Annotated in this window: 14 protein-coding genes; 5 read left to right on the top strand and 9 right to left on the bottom strand. The window is 73.1% G+C overall.

From position 1 onward, the window contains the following. Positions 1–40: 40 nt before the first annotated feature. The 4 genes from QSK10_RS22225 to ku form a co-directional block, all read right to left on the bottom strand. Positions 41–919: a 1-aminocyclopropane-1-carboxylate deaminase/D-cysteine desulfhydrase gene (locus QSK10_RS22225; protein ID WP_285664862.1), complete on the bottom strand. Its 879-nt coding sequence runs from the start codon at positions 917–919 to the stop codon at positions 41–43. Further along, positions 916–1,557 (bottom strand): tRNA (guanosine(46)-N7)-methyltransferase TrmB, encoded by a 642-nt coding sequence (trmB, locus tag QSK10_RS22220; protein WP_285665401.1) that lies wholly within the window; start codon positions 1,555–1,557, stop codon positions 916–918. Before trmB ends, QSK10_RS22225 begins: the two co-directional genes overlap by 4 nt. Before the next feature lie 63 nt (positions 1,558–1,620). Continuing rightward, positions 1,621–4,116 carry a DEAD/DEAH box helicase gene (locus tag QSK10_RS22215; RefSeq protein WP_285664861.1) on the bottom strand — a complete coding sequence of 832 codons (2,496 nt, stop codon included), beginning with the start codon at positions 4,114–4,116 and terminating at the stop codon, positions 1,621–1,623. Positions 4,117–4,182: 66 nt separating this feature from the next. Then, positions 4,183–5,025 (bottom strand): non-homologous end joining protein Ku, encoded by an 843-nt coding sequence (gene ku, locus QSK10_RS22210; RefSeq protein WP_285664860.1) that lies wholly within the window; start codon positions 5,023–5,025, stop codon positions 4,183–4,185. A 146-nt stretch (positions 5,026–5,171) separates the two neighbouring features. Here ku and QSK10_RS22205 point away from each other — a divergent pair, with 146 nt between their 5' ends. Beyond that, a complete protein-coding gene (locus tag QSK10_RS22205; RefSeq protein WP_285664859.1) occupies positions 5,172–5,906 on the top strand; it encodes a hypothetical protein in 735 nt (244 codons plus the stop codon). A gap of 19 nt (positions 5,907–5,925) precedes the next feature. Here QSK10_RS22205 and QSK10_RS22200 read toward each other — a convergent pair whose 3' ends face one another. Continuing rightward, positions 5,926–6,498: a TetR/AcrR family transcriptional regulator gene (locus QSK10_RS22200; protein ID WP_285664858.1), complete on the bottom strand. Its 573-nt coding sequence runs from the start codon at positions 6,496–6,498 to the stop codon at positions 5,926–5,928. Positions 6,499–6,569: 71 nt separating this feature from the next. Here QSK10_RS22200 and QSK10_RS22195 point away from each other — a divergent pair, with 71 nt between their 5' ends. From QSK10_RS22195 to QSK10_RS22185, 3 genes are all read left to right on the top strand, one after another. Beyond that, positions 6,570–7,433 (top strand): carboxymuconolactone decarboxylase family protein, encoded by an 864-nt coding sequence (locus QSK10_RS22195; RefSeq protein WP_285664857.1) that lies wholly within the window; start codon positions 6,570–6,572, stop codon positions 7,431–7,433. Positions 7,434–7,453: 20 nt separating this feature from the next. After that, entirely contained in the window at positions 7,454–10,057 is a 2,604-nt protein-coding gene (locus tag QSK10_RS22190) for a helix-turn-helix transcriptional regulator (RefSeq protein WP_285664856.1), read from the top strand. An 87-nt stretch (positions 10,058–10,144) separates the two neighbouring features. Next, a complete protein-coding gene (locus tag QSK10_RS22185) occupies positions 10,145–11,041 on the top strand; it encodes an alpha/beta fold hydrolase (protein ID WP_285664855.1) in 897 nt (298 codons plus the stop codon). Between the two features lies 1 nt (position 11,042). On the opposite strand, the gene QSK10_RS22180 is transcribed toward QSK10_RS22185, so the two are convergent. Beyond that, positions 11,043–11,777, bottom strand: a complete 735-nt coding sequence (locus tag QSK10_RS22180) for a LamG domain-containing protein (RefSeq protein WP_285664854.1) — start codon at positions 11,775–11,777, stop codon at positions 11,043–11,045. 45 nt (positions 11,778–11,822) lie between these two features. Then, positions 11,823–12,464, bottom strand: coding sequence for a winged helix-turn-helix transcriptional regulator (locus QSK10_RS22175; protein WP_285664853.1), 642 nt, complete (start codon positions 12,462–12,464; stop codon positions 11,823–11,825). An 86-nt stretch (positions 12,465–12,550) separates the two neighbouring features. Here QSK10_RS22175 and QSK10_RS22170 point away from each other — a divergent pair, with 86 nt between their 5' ends. Beyond that, positions 12,551–13,084 carry a GNAT family N-acetyltransferase gene (locus QSK10_RS22170; RefSeq protein WP_285664852.1) on the top strand — a complete coding sequence of 178 codons (534 nt, stop codon included), beginning with the start codon at positions 12,551–12,553 and terminating at the stop codon, positions 13,082–13,084. Here QSK10_RS22170 and QSK10_RS22165 read toward each other — a convergent pair. Then, entirely contained in the window at positions 13,081–13,794 is a 714-nt protein-coding gene (locus tag QSK10_RS22165; RefSeq protein WP_285664851.1) for a maleylpyruvate isomerase family mycothiol-dependent enzyme, read from the bottom strand. The two genes, QSK10_RS22170 and QSK10_RS22165, sit on opposite strands and share 4 nt — an antisense overlap. Then, positions 13,791–14,951: a serine hydrolase domain-containing protein gene (locus QSK10_RS22160; protein WP_285664850.1), complete on the bottom strand. Its 1,161-nt coding sequence runs from the start codon at positions 14,949–14,951 to the stop codon at positions 13,791–13,793. Before QSK10_RS22160 ends, QSK10_RS22165 begins: the two co-directional genes overlap by 4 nt. Positions 14,952–14,976: the final 25 nt, after the last annotated feature.

Here is a 14,976-nt window from a genome sequence, read left to right as displayed (position 1 = left end):
GCATCCTTTCGGGGTGGTCACCGAAGAGACACGTCGAAGATCAACAGTGGTTCGGCCGGGAGACACCGGACACAGTGGATCTCTCGGTGGACGGGGCTAAGCCCGTCACGAGCACGACGACCCGCCGCCCGGCGCCCAGGCCGCCGCGCAGGACGGCGTAGAGGGCCTTGGCGACGTAGACCGGCTCGGGACGCCAGCCGTGCTCGGCGGCGAAGTCCGCCGCGAAGTCGGCCAGTTCGGCGGGCGTCTTGGCGAAGCCGCCGTGGTGGAAGCGGTGGTCGACGCGCCAGTTGCCGCCGGTCTCGCCGAAGGTCTCCCGCTGGAGCAGCGCGATCCGCTCGTCGAGGTACTGCGCGCCCTTCAGCACGCACACCCCGGCGACCTCGGCGGTGGTGCCGTGCGCGAGCCCGGCCAGGGTCGTGCCGGTGCCCACCGGGCACACCAGCAGGTCGTAGGGCACGTCGATCTCGGCGGCGATGGGGACGCAACCGCGCGCCCCATCGGCGTTGGCGCCGCCCTCGGGCACCACGAACGCCGGGCCGTGCCGGTCGAGGAGGGCGGCCAGGACCTCCGGGTCGTCCTTGCGGCGGTAGCTCGCGCGGTCCAGATAGGACAGTTCCATGCCCTGCGCGGCGCAGAAGGCCAGCGACGGGTTCAGCGGCGCGTGCTCCTCACCCCGCACGACGCCGACGGTGCGCAGCCCCCGCGCCCGTCCCGCCGCCGCCACGGCCCGCAGGTGGTTGCTGTAGGCGCCGCCGAAGGTCAGCAGCGCGCTCGCCCCGGCGGCCTCGGCGGCGGCCAGGTTGAGGTGGAGCTTGCGCCACTTGTTGCCCGGCAGCAGCGGGTGGATGAGGTCGTCGCGTTTGAGCAGGACGCCGCCCCCGATGTCGTGCAGGGGCGAAGGTAGCGCCGGTGTCACCGCACCCGCTGGAACACCAGGTCGCGGATCTCCCGCCCGGCCTCGACCCCGCGCTTCTCGAACTTGGTGAGCGGCCGGTGGTCCGGACGCGGGGCGTACGCCTCGGAGGTGTTGCCCAGGCCCGGGTCGGCGGTGAGCACCCGGAGCATCTGCTCGGCGTACTCCACCCAGTCGGTGGCGCAGTGGATGTAGCCGCCCACGGCCAGCCGGGAGCGCAGCAGCGCGACCCGCTCGGGGCTGATGATGCGGCGCTTGTGGTGGCGCGGCTTCGGCCAGGGGTCGGGGAAGTAGACGTGCACCGCCGCCAGGGAGTCCTCCTTGAGGGCGGTGCCGGCGAAGTCGAGGGCGTCGCCGTCGTAGATGCGCAGGTTCGACAGCCCCTTCTCCTCGATCAGCCACAGGAGGTTGGCGATGCCCGGCGGGTGGATCTCCACCGCCAGGTAGTCGCGGCCGGGATCGGCCTCGGCCATCGCGGCGGTCGCGTCGCCCATGCCGCTGCCGATCTCCAGCACCATCGGTGCCTTGCGGCCGTAGGCCTTCTGGGCGTCGAAGGGCACCGCCCCGTCCACGCCGTAGACGGGCATGAAGCGCTCCAGGCCCTCCTCGTGGCGTCCGCTGACCCGGCCACGGCGGGCCATGAACGTGCGAATACGGGCCTGCGGGTGCTCCGTGCGGTCCTGCGGGATCTGTTCGGTGCTCACTTACATTCGCTCCATCGCGGTGACACGGACGACGGCCTCCCCGGCCTCATCGGAGGCCGCCAGGTCGACCTCGGCGAGGATCGCCCAGTCGAGGTCCCCGGCGGGGTCGTGGAGGACCTGCCGGACCTCCCACACGCCCTGCTTCTCCTCGATCGACAGCATCTTGGGCCCACGCGAGTCGGGGCCGGTGCCGATCACGTCGTGCTCGTCGTAGTAGGCGTCGAGCGCGTCGGCCCACTCGTCCTCCGACAGGCCCGTCTCCAGCCCGGCCAGCTCGGCGGGACGGTCCAGCGCGGCCAGTTCCACGTGCCGGTACATCGCGTTGCGGACCAGGACGCGGAAGGCGCGCGTGTTGGCGGTGACGGCGGTGGTCGTCTCGCGCATCTCGGTGGGCGGGTTGTCGGGGTCGGGGTGGGACAGCTGCTCCCACTCGTCCAGCAGGCTGGAGTCGACCTGGCGCACCAGCTCGCCCAGCCAGGCCACGAGGTCGTGGACCTCTTCGGTCTTGGCGTCGTCGGGGACGGTCTGGTCGAGGGCCTTGTACGCCCCGGCGAGGTAGCGCAGGACCAGGCCCTCGCCGCGCGCCAGCTCGTAGAAGGACACGAACTCACCGAAGTTCATGGCCCGCTCGTACAGGTCGCGCGCGACCGACTTCGGGCTCAGCGGATGGTCGGCGACCCACGGGTGGCCGCGCCGGTAGGTCTCGAAGGCGCCTTCGAGGAGCTCGGTGAGCGGCTTGGGGTGGGTGACCTCCTGGATGCGCTCCATGCGCTCCTCGTACTCCACGCCGTCGGCCTTCATCGCCGCGATCGCCGCCGCGCGGGCCTTGTTCTGCTGCGCGGCCAGGATCGTGCGCGGGTCCTCCAGCGTCGACTCGATTACCGACAGGACGTCGAGGGCGTAGTCGCCGTCCTCGGCGTCGAGCAGCTCCAGCGCGGCCAGCGCGAAGGACGACAGGGGCTGGTTGAGCGCGAAGTCGGCCTGGAGGTCGACGGTGAGGCGGACGGTGCGGCCGTTCTCGTCGGGCTCGTCGAGTTTCTCCACGACACCGGCGGCCAGCAGGGACCGGTACATCGCGATCGCCTGGCGGATCAGGCGGCGCTGCTCCTTGGCGTCGGAGTGGTTGTCGGTGAGCAGCCGCCGCATCGCCTGGAACGGGTCGCCGGGGCGGGCGATCACGTTCAGCAGCATCGAGTTGGACACCGCGAAGCGCGAGACCAGCGGCTCCGGCTCGGCCTCCTGGAGGTTGGTGAAGGTCTCCTCGCTCCAGCCGACGAAGCCCTCCGGCGGCTTCTTGCGCGCGTAGCCGCGACGGCGTTTCGGGTCGTCGCCGATCTTGGCGAGCGCCTTCTCGTTCTCGATGACGTGCTCGGGTGCCTGGGCGACGACGTAGCCGACGGTGTCGAATCCGGCGCGCCCGGCCCGTCCGGCGATCTGGTGGAACTCGCGGGCGCGCAGGCGGCGGACGCGGCGGCCGTCGTACTTGGAGAGGGCGGTGAACAGGACGGTGCGGATGGGCACGTTCACGCCGACGCCGAGGGTGTCGGTGCCGCAGATGACCTTGAGGAGGCCGGACTGGGCGAGGCGCTCCACGAGGCGGCGGTACTTGGGCAGCATCCCGGCGTGGTGGACGCCGATGCCGTGCCGGACGAGGCGGGACAGGGTCCGGCCGAACTTGGTGGTGAAGCGGAAGTCGCCGATGAGGGCGGCGATCCGGTCCTTTTCCTCGCGGGTGGACATGTTGATGCTCATCAGCGCCTGCGCCTGCTCGATGGCGGCGGCCTGGGTGAAGTGCACGATGTACACCGGTGCCTGCTTGGTGGAGAGCATCTCCTCCAGCGTCGAGGTGAGGGTGTTCATCGAGTAGTTGTAGAGCAGCGGGACCGGGCGGTGCGCCGACTTGACGGTGACGGTGGGGCGCCCGGTGCGGCGGGTGAGGTCCTCTTCGAAGCGGGCGACGTCGCCGAGGGTGGCCGACATGAGGATGAACTGGGTGTGCGGCAGCTCCAGCAGCGGCACCTGCCACGCCCAGCCGCGCTCGGGTTCGGCGTAGAAGTGGAACTCGTCCATGACGACCTGGCCGACGTCGGCGTAGTCGCCGTCGCGCAGCGCGATGTTGGCCAGGACCTCGGCGGTGCAGCAGATGATGGGCGCGAACGGGTTGACCGAGGCGTCCCCGGTCATCATGCCGACATTGTCGGTGCCGAAGCGCGCGCACAGGTCGAAGAACTTCTCGCTGACCAGGGCCTTGATGGGCGCGGTGTAGAAGGTGGTGCGGTCGGCGGCGATGGCGGCGAAGTGCGCGCCGGCGGCGATGAGGCTCTTGCCGGAGCCGGTGGGGGTGTTCACGATCACGTTGTTGCCCGCGACGACCTCCATGAGGGCCTCTTCCTGGGCCTCGTAGAGGGTGATGCCCTGCTCGGCGACCCACGAGGAGTAGGCGTCGAAGACGTCGTCGGGGTCGGCGTTGGCGGGCAGCACGTCGAGGAGATTCACGCCGTCCATGTTCCCCGGTCGGCGCCCGGACCGCGCAAGCGGTGTGGCGAAGGACATTCCCGCAGGTCAGGAGGCACGCTTGGGGGCGGCCTTCTTCGCGGCCTTCCTCGCCGTCTTCTTCGCGGTGGCCTTCTTGGCCGGGGTGTCCTTCTTCAGGCGCTCCATGCTGGCCTTGAGGGCCTCGCGGAGGTCGATGATCTCGGCGCCCTCCTCGGTCCCGGGCATGGGGACGGTCTCGTTGCCGGTGACCTTGGCCTCGATGAGCTTCTCGACGGCCTCCCGGTAGTCGTCGGTGAAGTCGGCGGGGTCGAAGTCGGCGCTCATCGTCTCGATGAGCGATCCGGCCATCTGGAGTTCCTGGCGGCGCACCTCGGCCTCGGGGACGGGGAAGCCGGGCGCGCGGACCTCGTCGGCCCAGCGGATCGTGCCCAGCATCAGCAGCTCGTCGTGCACCCGCAGCACCGCCAGCTGCTCCTTCTGCCGCATGACGACCTTCACCACCGCGACCCGCTCGGCACGCGCCAGCGCCTCGCGCAGCAGCACGTACGCCTTCGCCGCGCCCTTGCCGGGTTCGAGGTAGTAGGACTTCTCGTAAAGGATCGGGTCGATCTGGGCGGCCGGGACGAACTCCACGACGTCGATGACGTGCTTGGCGGCCAGCGGGATCGACTCGAAGTCGGCGTCTTCGAGGATGACGGTCTCCCCGTCGACGTCGAAGCCCTTCCCGATGCGCTCGTAGGGGACCTCCTCCCCGTCGAGCTCGCACACGCGCTTGTAGCGGATGCGTCCCCCGTCGTCCCGGTGGACCTGGTGGAAGCGCACGTCGCGGTCCACGGTCGCCGAGTACATCTCGACGGCGATCGTGACGAGCCCGAAGGAGATGGAGCCCTTCCACATGCTGCGGGGCATGAGATGAGGATGTCTCAGGTCGGGGCGGGCGCGGGCCCGCTTGGGCGATCTTGGGACGGCTGTGGCCGGTGGTCCGGATGTGCGCGAACGCCCGAATGGCATCCTTGACCCGCTCGCTCCCCTCATGCCACCCGAAAGGCGCATCAGTGTCCCGTCGCCGCGCTCGCCTGGCCGCCCTCGCCCTCGCCGTCCCGCTGCTCCTGAGCGCCTGCGAGAAAGAGGCCCCGAGCCCCGCCCCGTCCGATTCGGCGGCCGCCGCGCCCGGCGTCGAAGGCGCCCGCGCGAACCTGCGCACCTCCAACGTCGCCTTCGAGATCGTCCTCAAGGACGCCACCGGAGAAAAGACGGTGCTGACCGCCTCCGGCACCGAATCCCCCGGCCTGGCGCTGCTGTGGAAGCAGAGCGAGGACGGCACCGAGACCTCCGTCCACGTCAACGGCCCCGACATCTGGACCACCACCACCTCCGGCGGCACCTGGGGCACCGGCTGGGCCCACTACGCCAACCAGAGCGAAGGCGTACGCATCCTCGGCCAGTTCAGCGCCACCGACCTCGCCGCCCTCCTCATCGAAACCGCCGGCGACTTCCAGCCCACCAACACCGGCACCCACCGCGCGGTACTGACCTGGTCCGACGTCTACCCCGACACCGCCGGTCTCCTCGCCCGCATGACCAAGGGCCTGAACGTCTCCGCCCCCGAACGCCCCATCAAGACCAGCGACGTGGAAGTCACCATCACCGACGGCCGCGTGTCACGGCTGGCCGTGGTGTCGGGCGAGGTGACGGTACTGGCGGTGACCTTCACGCCGGTGCAGGCGATGCCGGAGACGAAGCCGAACGGTGCGGTGACGGAGGTGGCGGAGAACCCGGTGGTGCTGTAGGACGCGCGGCGGCGTCCGGCTAGAGGACCCCCGCCCGCACCGCGCAGACCACCACCGCCACCGCCGCTTCCACAACCCCCTCGTCCAGCGGTTCCCCGGTGACGAGCATCCGCAGGTAGAACGGCGCCACCAGCGCCCGCAGAACCGCCGGGGCCGACACCGAGGAGCCGACCTCCCCTCGCTCCACCGCCCGCCCGACCACGACCCCCGCCCGCGCGAAGCGGTCCTCGTACAGCGCGTGCTTCACCGCCGCCACCCCGGGCAGCCGTCCAGCCTCCGTCAGCATCACGCGGACCACCGCGCCGCCCACCGGCGAGGTCAGCCAGGCCACGAGGTCGCTCGCGAGCGCGCGCAGGTCGCCCTCGAAGGACCCGGTGTCGGGGGTCGGCACCGACACCGCCACGTTCGCCACGAGGGCGGCCGAAATGAGCGTCTCCCTATCCGCCCAGCGCCGGTACACGGTCGTCTTGTGGACGCCCGCCCGGCGGGCCGCGCCTTCCATGGTGAAGGCGGCGTAGCCGGTGTCGGCGAGTTCGGCGAGCGTGGCGGACAGGACGGCGGCTTCGAGCCGGGCTCCTCGAACCTGAGGCATTGCAACTCCCAGTTGCGATAGCGGTGAACGCGTGGCAAGCTAAAGCTACTGCGAGTTGCGAAGGAGCGATGATGTCCCGCTACCGCTACACCACCCCGGTCCCCCCGAAATCCGCCACCGGCCTGGTCGCCGAGGTCTACCGGCAGCAAGCACGAGACTTCGGCGGAACGCCGATGCCGCTGTTCATGGCCCTCTCCCCCGCCCCGGACCTGCTGGCCGCCGTCTGGTCGCTCATGCGCGAGTCGCTGCTGACCGGACCGGGTGACGCGGTGGGCAAGGAGCTCGTCGCGCACGGCGTGTCCACCGCCAACAAGTGCGCCTACTGCATGGACGCGCACACGGTCTTGCTGCACGCCAATGGCGCGGGGGACGTCGCCGAGGCGCTCGCCAAAGGGCGGGAGCTGTCACCGGAGCACAAGGCGCTGCACGACTGGGGGCTCACCACGTCCGGCGCCTTCCCGTTCCCGGCCGGGGAGGTGGCGGGCTACGGGGGCACGGCGCTGGCCTTCCACATCGTCAACCGGCTGATCTCGTCCACGATGGACGAGCGCTTCCTCCCCGGCGGCGCGCAGCGCATCGGCGTCGTCCGCAAGGTCGGGGGACGCGCCTTCGCCCGCACGGTCGCCGGGCGCGGCGGGCCGGGCGAGTCGATCGCACTGCTCCAGGACACGGGACCGGCCCCGGTGTGGGCGGGCCTGGCGGGCCCGGGACTGGCCGCCCTGCGCGCCATCACCCGCAAGGTCGGCCCGCTCGACGAGCCGGCCGCCACGCTGGCGCGGAAGGCGGCCGCCGACCCGCACGCGGTCACCGACGCAGACATCGCCGCGTTCGCCGGGGACGAGGGCGATCTCCTGCGCGTCCTCGCCTTCGGCGCGATGAGCGCCGTGGACCGCGTCGAGGCGCTCATCGCGGGGGCCTTCGCCGCGACGCGTTGACGGCCGTAGATGATCGAGCCATGCTCCACGGCCGCGCCCCCGAACTCGCCCGCCTCGCCGCCCTCACCTCCGGCGCGCTCCTCCTCACCGGCGACGCGGGCGCCGGGAAGTCCGCACTGCTCGACGCCGCCGCCCGCCCTTGGCGAACGCTGCGCGCGACGGGCGTCGACGCCGAGGCCGGGCTCCCCTACGCCGCGCTCCATCAGCTGCTGCGCCCGGTCGCGGCGCTCACCACCGCGCTCCCCGGACCGCAGCGGGACGCCCTGGCGGCCGCGTTCGGCGAAGCGGCGGGCCCGGCCGACCCGTTCCTCACCGGCGCGGCGGTCCTCTCGCTGCTCACCGAGGCGAGCGAAGGCGAAGGCGGCCTCCTGGTCATCGCCGACGACGTCCAGTGGTTCGACCCCGCCAGCGCCGCCGCCCTCATGTTCGCCGTGCGGCGCCTGGCCGGTGAGCCGGTCGCGTTCCTGCTCGCGGCCCGGGGCGGCAAACCCGACTGGGCCAACCGGCTCGACACCCTGCACATCGGCGGCCTGGACGCCACGGCGAGCGCCGACCTGCTGACCGCGCTCGCCCCGGTCCCACCCGCCGGGACGGTCCTGGCGCAGCTGGCGGAGCTGACCGGCGGCAACCCGCTCGCCCTCACCGAGGCGGCGGGACTTCTCAACACAACGCAGTGGACCGACCGCGAGCCACTACCCGACCCGCTCCCGGTGGGCGCCGACATCTTCGCCGCGCAGGTCGCCGCCCTCTCACCGGGCGCGCGAACCATGCTGCTGGTGGCAGCGCTGGACGGCGGCGGCGATCCGCGTGCGGTCACCGAGGCGGCGGAACTGCTCGGCGCGGCACCGGAGGCGCTCGATGAGGCCGAGGCTTCGGGGCTGATCAGTGTGGGCGCGACCATCTCGTTCCGGCATCCTCTCGTGCGTGCCGCCGCCGTCGATCCCGCGCGGAGGCGGCGGGCGCACGCGGCGCTGGCCGGGGTGAGCACGCCGGACCGGGCCGCCCACCATCTCGCCGAGGCCGCCGTCGGCCCGGACGCGGCCGCCGCCGGGGCGCTGGCCCGCTCGGCGGAGCGGGCGGAGAAGCGGGGCGCGTTCGCCGAGGCCGCCGCGGCACACGCGCGTGCCGCCGACCTCACCCCCGAGGCCGGGCTGCGGGCCGGGCGGCTCACCGACGCGGCGCGTGCGGCGTGGCTGGGCGGGCGTCCGGGGCGCGCCGCCGGGCACCTGGCCGAGGCGCGGGCCCTGGGCGGGCCGGGTCCGGAGCTGGACCGGCTCCAGGCGCGCGCCGAGCTGACCTCCGGGGACGCCGCCGAGGCGCTGCGGTTGCTGCGCGCGCACATCGGCCCGGAGGCGTCCATCGAGCTGCTCGCCGACACCGTCGAGGCCGCCTCGGTGGTCGGCGACGTCGCGCTGGCCGCCGAGGCGGGGGCCTTCGCGCGGTACCGGGAGCCGGGTTTCCTGCGGGATGTGCTCACCGGCACCGCCGCGATGGCCGCCGGGGACACCGCCACCGGGGTGGCGTTGCTGCGCGGCACCATCGCGGCCGCCGAGGACAGTGAGGACGCCGTGCGGTGCCTGTGGGCGTCGGGCGCCGCCAGCAGCCTCGGGGACGCCGTCACCGCCGCGCGCATGGTGACCCGGGCGGCGCGTTTCGCGCGGGTGGCGGGCCTGGCCGGGCAGCTGCCGATCGTCCTGGAGTTCGCCGCCACCGGCGAGCGCCTGGCCGGGCGGATCGCCGACAGTGAGGCGATCGCCGAGGAGGGCCTGGCGCTGGCGCGGGAGGCCGGGTACGTCAACTCGGTGGCCGCGCACCTGGCCAATCTCGCGGTGATCGCGGCCCTGCGCGGTGATGAGGACGCCTGCCGCTCGCACGCCGCCGAGGCGCTGGCGATCGCGCTTCCCCACCGCATCGGGCTGCGCGCGGGGACCGCGACCTACGCGCTGGGGATGCTGGACCTGGGGCTCGGCCGCCATGCCGCCGCGCACGACCGTTTCGAGGCGCTGGCGGCGAGCGCGCCGGGTGTCGGTCACCCGATGGGGACGTGGCGGTCGTCGCCGGACCGGGTGGAGGCGGCCGTGGGTGCCGGGGATCTTGAGGCGGCGCGGCGGATCCTGGCGGGCTTCGAGCGTCAGTCGGCGCCCTCGCCGACGGCCGCGCCGCTGCTGGCGCGGTGCCGGGCACTGGTGGCCGAGGGCGAGGAGGCGATCGCGCTGCTGGCGGCGGCGGGTTCGACCGGTTCGGAGTTCGAGGACGCCCGTACAGCCCTGCTGCTGGGTGAGCGGCTGCGCCGCGCGCAGCGTCCGGCCGAGGCCCGCGCGCCGCTGCGCCGGGCGAGTGAGGTCTTCTCCCGCACCGGCACGGTGCCGTGGATGGAGCGGGCGCACGGTGAGCTGCGGGCGTCCGGGGAGAGCGCCGAGCGTCCCGAGGCCGACGCGCTGGCCTCGCTGACGCCGCAGGAGCTGCGCATCGCGCGGCTCGTCGGTGAGGGCCTGACCAGCAAGGACGTGGCCGCGCGGCTGTTCTTGAGCCCGCGGACCGTGGAGTACCACCTGTACAAGACCTATCCCAAGCTCGGGGTGACCTCCCGTACGGAACTGGCGCGGCTACTGGGGGACCAGTAGGACTACGGATGGCACCGGTGGCGATCTCGGCGATGCTTTCGAAGCACTCGCGGAACGGTCCGCGAGGCACCGAACAGAGGATCTGGTTTGACTTACACCGAGAAGATCGTCCCCGGCGCCGTCGAGCTGTGGACGGAGAGCTTCGGCGATCCGCGTGACCCGGCCATCCTGCTCGTCATGGGCTCGATGTCGCAGGGCGCGCTGTGGCCCGACGCGTTCGTGGGCCGCCTGGCCGCCGCCGGGCACCACGTCATCCGATACGACCACCGCGACACCGGCCGCTCCGGGAGCGTGGACTTCGAGCGGGACCCCTACACGTGGGCCGATGTGCGCGACGACATCGTGCGGGTCATGGACGCCTACGGTCTCGACCGCGCCGACATCGTCGCCCACTCCGCGGGCGGGCTGCTGGCGCAGTGGCTGGCGGTGGCCGCACCGGAGCTGGTGCGGACCCTCACCGTCATCGGCTCCTCACCCCTGGGCGGGCGCGAGGGCCTGGTCCTGATGGCCGCGATCATGGGCACCGAGGGTCCGGGCACCGGCCTGCCGGCGCCGCGCGAGGAGTGGCTGGCGCACATCCGCTCCGCCATGACGGCGACGCCGCCGTCGAACCACCGCGAGCTCATCGACTCCCTCGTCGCCGACGCCCGCGCCCTGCACGGCGACCTGCCCTTCGACGAGGACGCCGAGCGCGCGGTCCAGGAGAAGCTGGTGGCGCGTTCGCGGGACCTGTCCAAGCTCGTCAACCACCGCCTGGCGGCGGCCGCGGACATGGAGTTCGAGCCGGTCGGGCGGCTCGGTGAGATCACCGCGCCGACCCTGGTCGTGGAGGGCACCGCCGAGCCGGTCAAGCCCGGTCACGGCAGGCTCATCGCCGAGGCGATCCCCGGCGCCGAGCTGCTGATGATCGAGGGCATGGGCCACACCCTGCCGCCGGAGGTCCACGCGGAGCTGGCCGACGCGATCCTGAAGCACGTCCGGTGAGTCAGCGCAGTTCCAGGCGCACACCGTCGACGTCGCCGTGGAACTGGTCATTGTCGGGGGCGCCGGGCAACCGGCCCCCGATGGTCAGCTCGTCGTCGTTGGCGATGAGCATGGACGCGTCGCCCGGCGCGTAGACCGGCGGCAGGTCGCCCACGGTCAGCGTCAGCAGGTTCCCGCTGCGCTCGCAGCGCACCCGCACCCAGCCCATGCCCTCGATCGAGCCGCCCAGCGCGATCGCCGCGACGTGCGCGCCCGCCCGCGACCCGGCGATGCGGCAACTGGGCAGGCCCTCGTCGACCTGCATCTTCCACTGGCCCTGGCCGCCGTCGTAGTGGCCCTTCTGGATCACGTTCTCGCCGTGGGTGCGCTCGCCGGGGTCGAGCCGGACGAGGACCTCGATGGCGAAGTCGCGGGCGCCGGGGTTGAAGCGCTCGCTGGCGGCGATCTTGAGGACGGCGGTGCCCGCGCCCGGTGACGGGAACGCGATGGCGGGCCCCTCGCCGTCGACGCGCGTGATCGAGGCGCCCCGGGCCACCACGCAGGCGGGGACCTCGCGGATCTCGTCGAGGAAGCAGCCCTTCGACCACGGGCCCTCGGCGCGCCCGCCGGGGGCGTCGCCGAAGTCGTAGGCGAGCACCGCCCCGGCCGCGGTCTCTTCGGCGGCCTGCGCGCTGTGGCCCGGCATGAGCGCGAGCGCGGTCAGCGCGGCCACCACGATATGCCGGATACGCCCCATGAGGGGGATTATTCCCGATGGACGGTGGCGCGGTGCCCGAGGTGGTCAGATGGCGAAGATCGCCGCGAAGCGGTTCAGCAGGGCCGGTTCGCCGGCGACCGCCACCGCGCCGGTGGCCAGGGCGTCCTCAGGGGACAGCGCACCGGCCATGAGGTCGCGGACGAGCGGCCCGGCGGTGATGTCGAGGTCGGGGGCCTCGGCCGGGCCCGCCGCGGCGGCCAGGTGCCCGTCGTCGACGCGCGCGTGCACGACGACGTCGCCGACGCGCAGCACGAACACCAGGTTGGCGCCCTCGGCGGCCTCGGGCCGGAAGGTGGTGCGCAGGGCCATGACCATCGAGTCGTGGGTGACGACTTCGCCGTCGAGGGGGTGGGTCATCACGCGCGAGCCCCAGCGGCCCAGGGCCAGCACGACCGGCTCCAGCTCGCCACCGAGCGGGGTGAGCCGGTAGACGACGCCGGAGGCGGGGCGCGGCAGCACGTCGCGTTCGATGATCCCGGCGGCCTCCAGTTCCTTGAGCCGCGAGGCGAGGATGTTGGTGGGGATGCCGGGCAGGCCGCGCCGCAGGTCGCTGTAGCGGCGGGGTCCCACGAGGAGGTCGCGGACGACGAGCAGCGCCCAGCGCTCCCCGACCAGCTCCAGGGCGCGCGCGACCCCGCAGAACTGTCCGTAGGAGCGTTTCACCATGGGCAGATCCTAGCCAGCCGGATCCGCGGCTCCGCTCGGTGAATAAGCGCGTGACGCGCAAGCCCGGCTTGCTTAGCGTGCGCGCCATGGACATCGTGATCCGGGCGGAGCTGCCCGGCGAAGAGAAGATCATCGACGACCTGCACCTGGCGGCCTTCGGGGAGGAGAAGCTGCCGAGGCTGCTGGCCGCGCTGCGGTCCAGCGGCCACTGGCGGTACTCCTTCGTGGCGGAGGCCGAGGGAGAGGTCGTCGGGCACGTGGCGTTCACGCGCGGCTGGGTGGACGCGCCCGAGCGGCTGGCCGAGGTGGCGGTCCTCAGCCCGCTCGGCGTGCGCCCGGACGTCCAGAAGCGCGGTGTGGGGCGCGCGCTGGTCGCCCACGGCGTGTCCGTCCTGGCCGGTGAGGGCTGGCCGGTGGTGTTCCTGGAGGGCGACCCGCGCTACTACTCCAGGCTCGGCTGGGAGGCGGGCGGGCCGCACGGCTTCGAGCCGCCGTCGACGCGGATCCCCGCACCCGCCTTCCAGATCGTCAAACTGCCCGCCTACGAGCCGTGGATCACCGGGCGGCTGGTGTACCCCGAGGCGTTCTGGCTGACCGACTCCGTGGGATTGCGCGGCTAGAAGGCCGACCGGGACAGCCATCCCTCCAGCACCGCCGCCTCCCCCAGGACCTCCACGGCCTCCAGGGGGCGGCGGCGCAGCATGACCTGCATGAGGTCGGCCAGCCGCCCGCGCGCGGCCACGGTCGCCTTGGCGTGGGCGCGGTTCCACTCGAAGCCCTCCGGGGTCAGCTCGATCAGCCATTCGCCGCCGGTGTCGGTGGCGTGCAGGTGGATGGTCTCGCCGGTGCCGACGAGGGCGGCCAGCTCCGGGCGGGCGCCCTTCATCTCGGGGCGGGCCAGCAGTTCCAGCAGTTCGTCGACGGCGTCGGCGGCCAGGTCGTCGTCGACGTCGTAGCCGGTGCCGAGGGCGGTGGCGGCGTCGGCGCGGTGGACGACGAGGTCGGCCACCGCCCGGCGCAGCCACTCGCGGGCGGTCCAGGTCAGGCCGAACTGCTCGATGTCGTCCTCGGGGTGGCGTCCGGCGAAGGCGGCGGCGCAGCGCGCGGCGGCCTCGCCGAGCCCGCGTCCGGGCGTGCCGCCGGCGGCGAGGGCCAGCGAGTTCAGGTTGCCCTCCACGTGCCGGTCGAGGTCGGCGAGGGTCCATTCGGGACACGTGGGGACGCCGGTGGCGGGGTCGGCGTCGCGCAGGGCGCGGGCCAGGTGCCCGGTCTGCTCGGTGAGGGCGGAGATGAGGCGGTCGTAGCCGATCGTGGCGGTGTTCGCGGTCATGTCAGTCCTTGGTAGGTCCAGGTGAGGAAGTCGCCGTTGACGGCGGGCCGGCCCTCGCCGAAGGAGAGCTGGTGGAAGATCAGGGCGATCAGGCGCTCGGCGGGATCGCTGACCCAGGTGGGGCCCAGGCCGCCGTCCCATCCGTAGCCGCCGGGTTTGACGGGGTAGTCGAAGCGGCGGTGCACGACGCCCATGCCGAAGCCCCAGCCGGTGTGGTCGAACATGCCCGGGACGAGCCCGGCGCCCTCCTTCTGCGCGGGGGTGAGCTGGTCGATGGTCATCAGCTCGGTGGAGGCGCGTGACAGGACCCCGGCGCCGCCGGTCATGAGCATGCGCGCGAAGGCGTGGAAGTCGTCCACGGTGGACACCAGGCCGCCCGCGCCGCCCGGGAAGTCCGGCGGGACCGAGAAGCGGCCCTCGGGACGCTCGTAGGCCCGCGCGCCGTCCGGCCCGGGCTCGTAGGCGGTGGCCAGCCGGTCGAGGTGCTCGGCGGGCACGTGGAAGCCGGTGTCGCGCATCCCCAGCGGGTCCAGGATCCGCTCGCGCAGATGGTCGGGCAGCGCGCGGCCGGAGGCGCGGGCGATGAGCACGCCCAGGACGTCGTAGCCGGTGTTGTACAGCCACGTCTCGCCGGGCTGGCGCATCAGCGGCAGTTCCGCCAGTCGCGCGAGCCAGTCGTCGCCGTCCATGCCCGCCGGGCGGGCCACGTTGGCGATCCCGGCCTCGGTGGCGGCGCGGTTGACCGGCAGGTCCGGTCCCGGCAGCACGCCGAAGCCCCACGTGCAGGTCAGCAGGTGCCGGACGGTGATCGGCCCCTCGGCGGGGACGGTCTCGTCGAGCGCCGATGCGGGGGTCTTGAGTACGCGCATCGCGGCCAGCTCGGGCAGCAGCCCGCCGACGGGGTCGTCCAGGCGCAGCGAGCCGTCCTCGATGAGGGCCATGGTCGCCGCGGCGATGACGACCTTGGTCAAGGAGGCCACCCGGACGATGGTGTCGCGGGTGAAGGGCGCCCGGGTGTCGAGGTCGCGCACGCCCATCGTCTCCACGTGGACGTCGCCGTCCACCGAGACCAGCGCGGCCAGGCCCGGCACGCGCCCGGCGTCGACATGGCGGGACAGGACGTGGCGGCGCAGGGCCAGGCGTTCCCGGTCGATCAACGGTGGCTCCCTGATTGTCGGGGGG

Source organism: Actinorhabdospora filicis (assembly GCF_030269765.1).
Lineage (GTDB): Bacteria > Actinomycetota > Actinomycetes > Mycobacteriales > Micromonosporaceae > Actinorhabdospora > Actinorhabdospora filicis.
Note: the sequence above shows the minus strand (reverse complement) of the source record. Positions and strands in the feature narration are given on the sequence as shown.

What these genes read in the sequence shown, in the direction of transcription:
- trmB (WP_285665401.1), bottom strand. Translation starts at nt 1,557, where the DNA reads ATGGCCCGCCGTGGCCGGGTCAGCGGACGCCACGAGGAGGGCCTGGAG.
- QSK10_RS22165 (WP_285664851.1), bottom strand. Translation starts at nt 13,794, where the DNA reads ATGACCGCGAACACCGCCACGATCGGCTACGACCGCCTCATCTCCGCC.
- QSK10_RS22175 (WP_285664853.1), bottom strand. Translation starts at nt 12,464, where the DNA reads ATGGTGAAACGCTCCTACGGACAGTTCTGCGGGGTCGCGCGCGCCCTG.
- QSK10_RS22200 (WP_285664858.1), bottom strand. Translation starts at nt 6,498, where the DNA reads ATGCCTCAGGTTCGAGGAGCCCGGCTCGAAGCCGCCGTCCTGTCCGCC.
- QSK10_RS22190 (WP_285664856.1), top strand. Translation starts at nt 7,454, where the DNA reads ATGCTCCACGGCCGCGCCCCCGAACTCGCCCGCCTCGCCGCCCTCACC.
- ku (WP_285664860.1), bottom strand. Translation starts at nt 5,025, where the DNA reads ATGCCCCGCAGCATGTGGAAGGGCTCCATCTCCTTCGGGCTCGTCACG.
- QSK10_RS22195 (WP_285664857.1), top strand. Translation starts at nt 6,570, where the DNA reads ATGTCCCGCTACCGCTACACCACCCCGGTCCCCCCGAAATCCGCCACC.
- QSK10_RS22180 (WP_285664854.1), bottom strand. Translation starts at nt 11,777, where the DNA reads ATGGGGCGTATCCGGCATATCGTGGTGGCCGCGCTGACCGCGCTCGCG.
- QSK10_RS22170 (WP_285664852.1), top strand. Translation starts at nt 12,551, where the DNA reads ATGGACATCGTGATCCGGGCGGAGCTGCCCGGCGAAGAGAAGATCATC.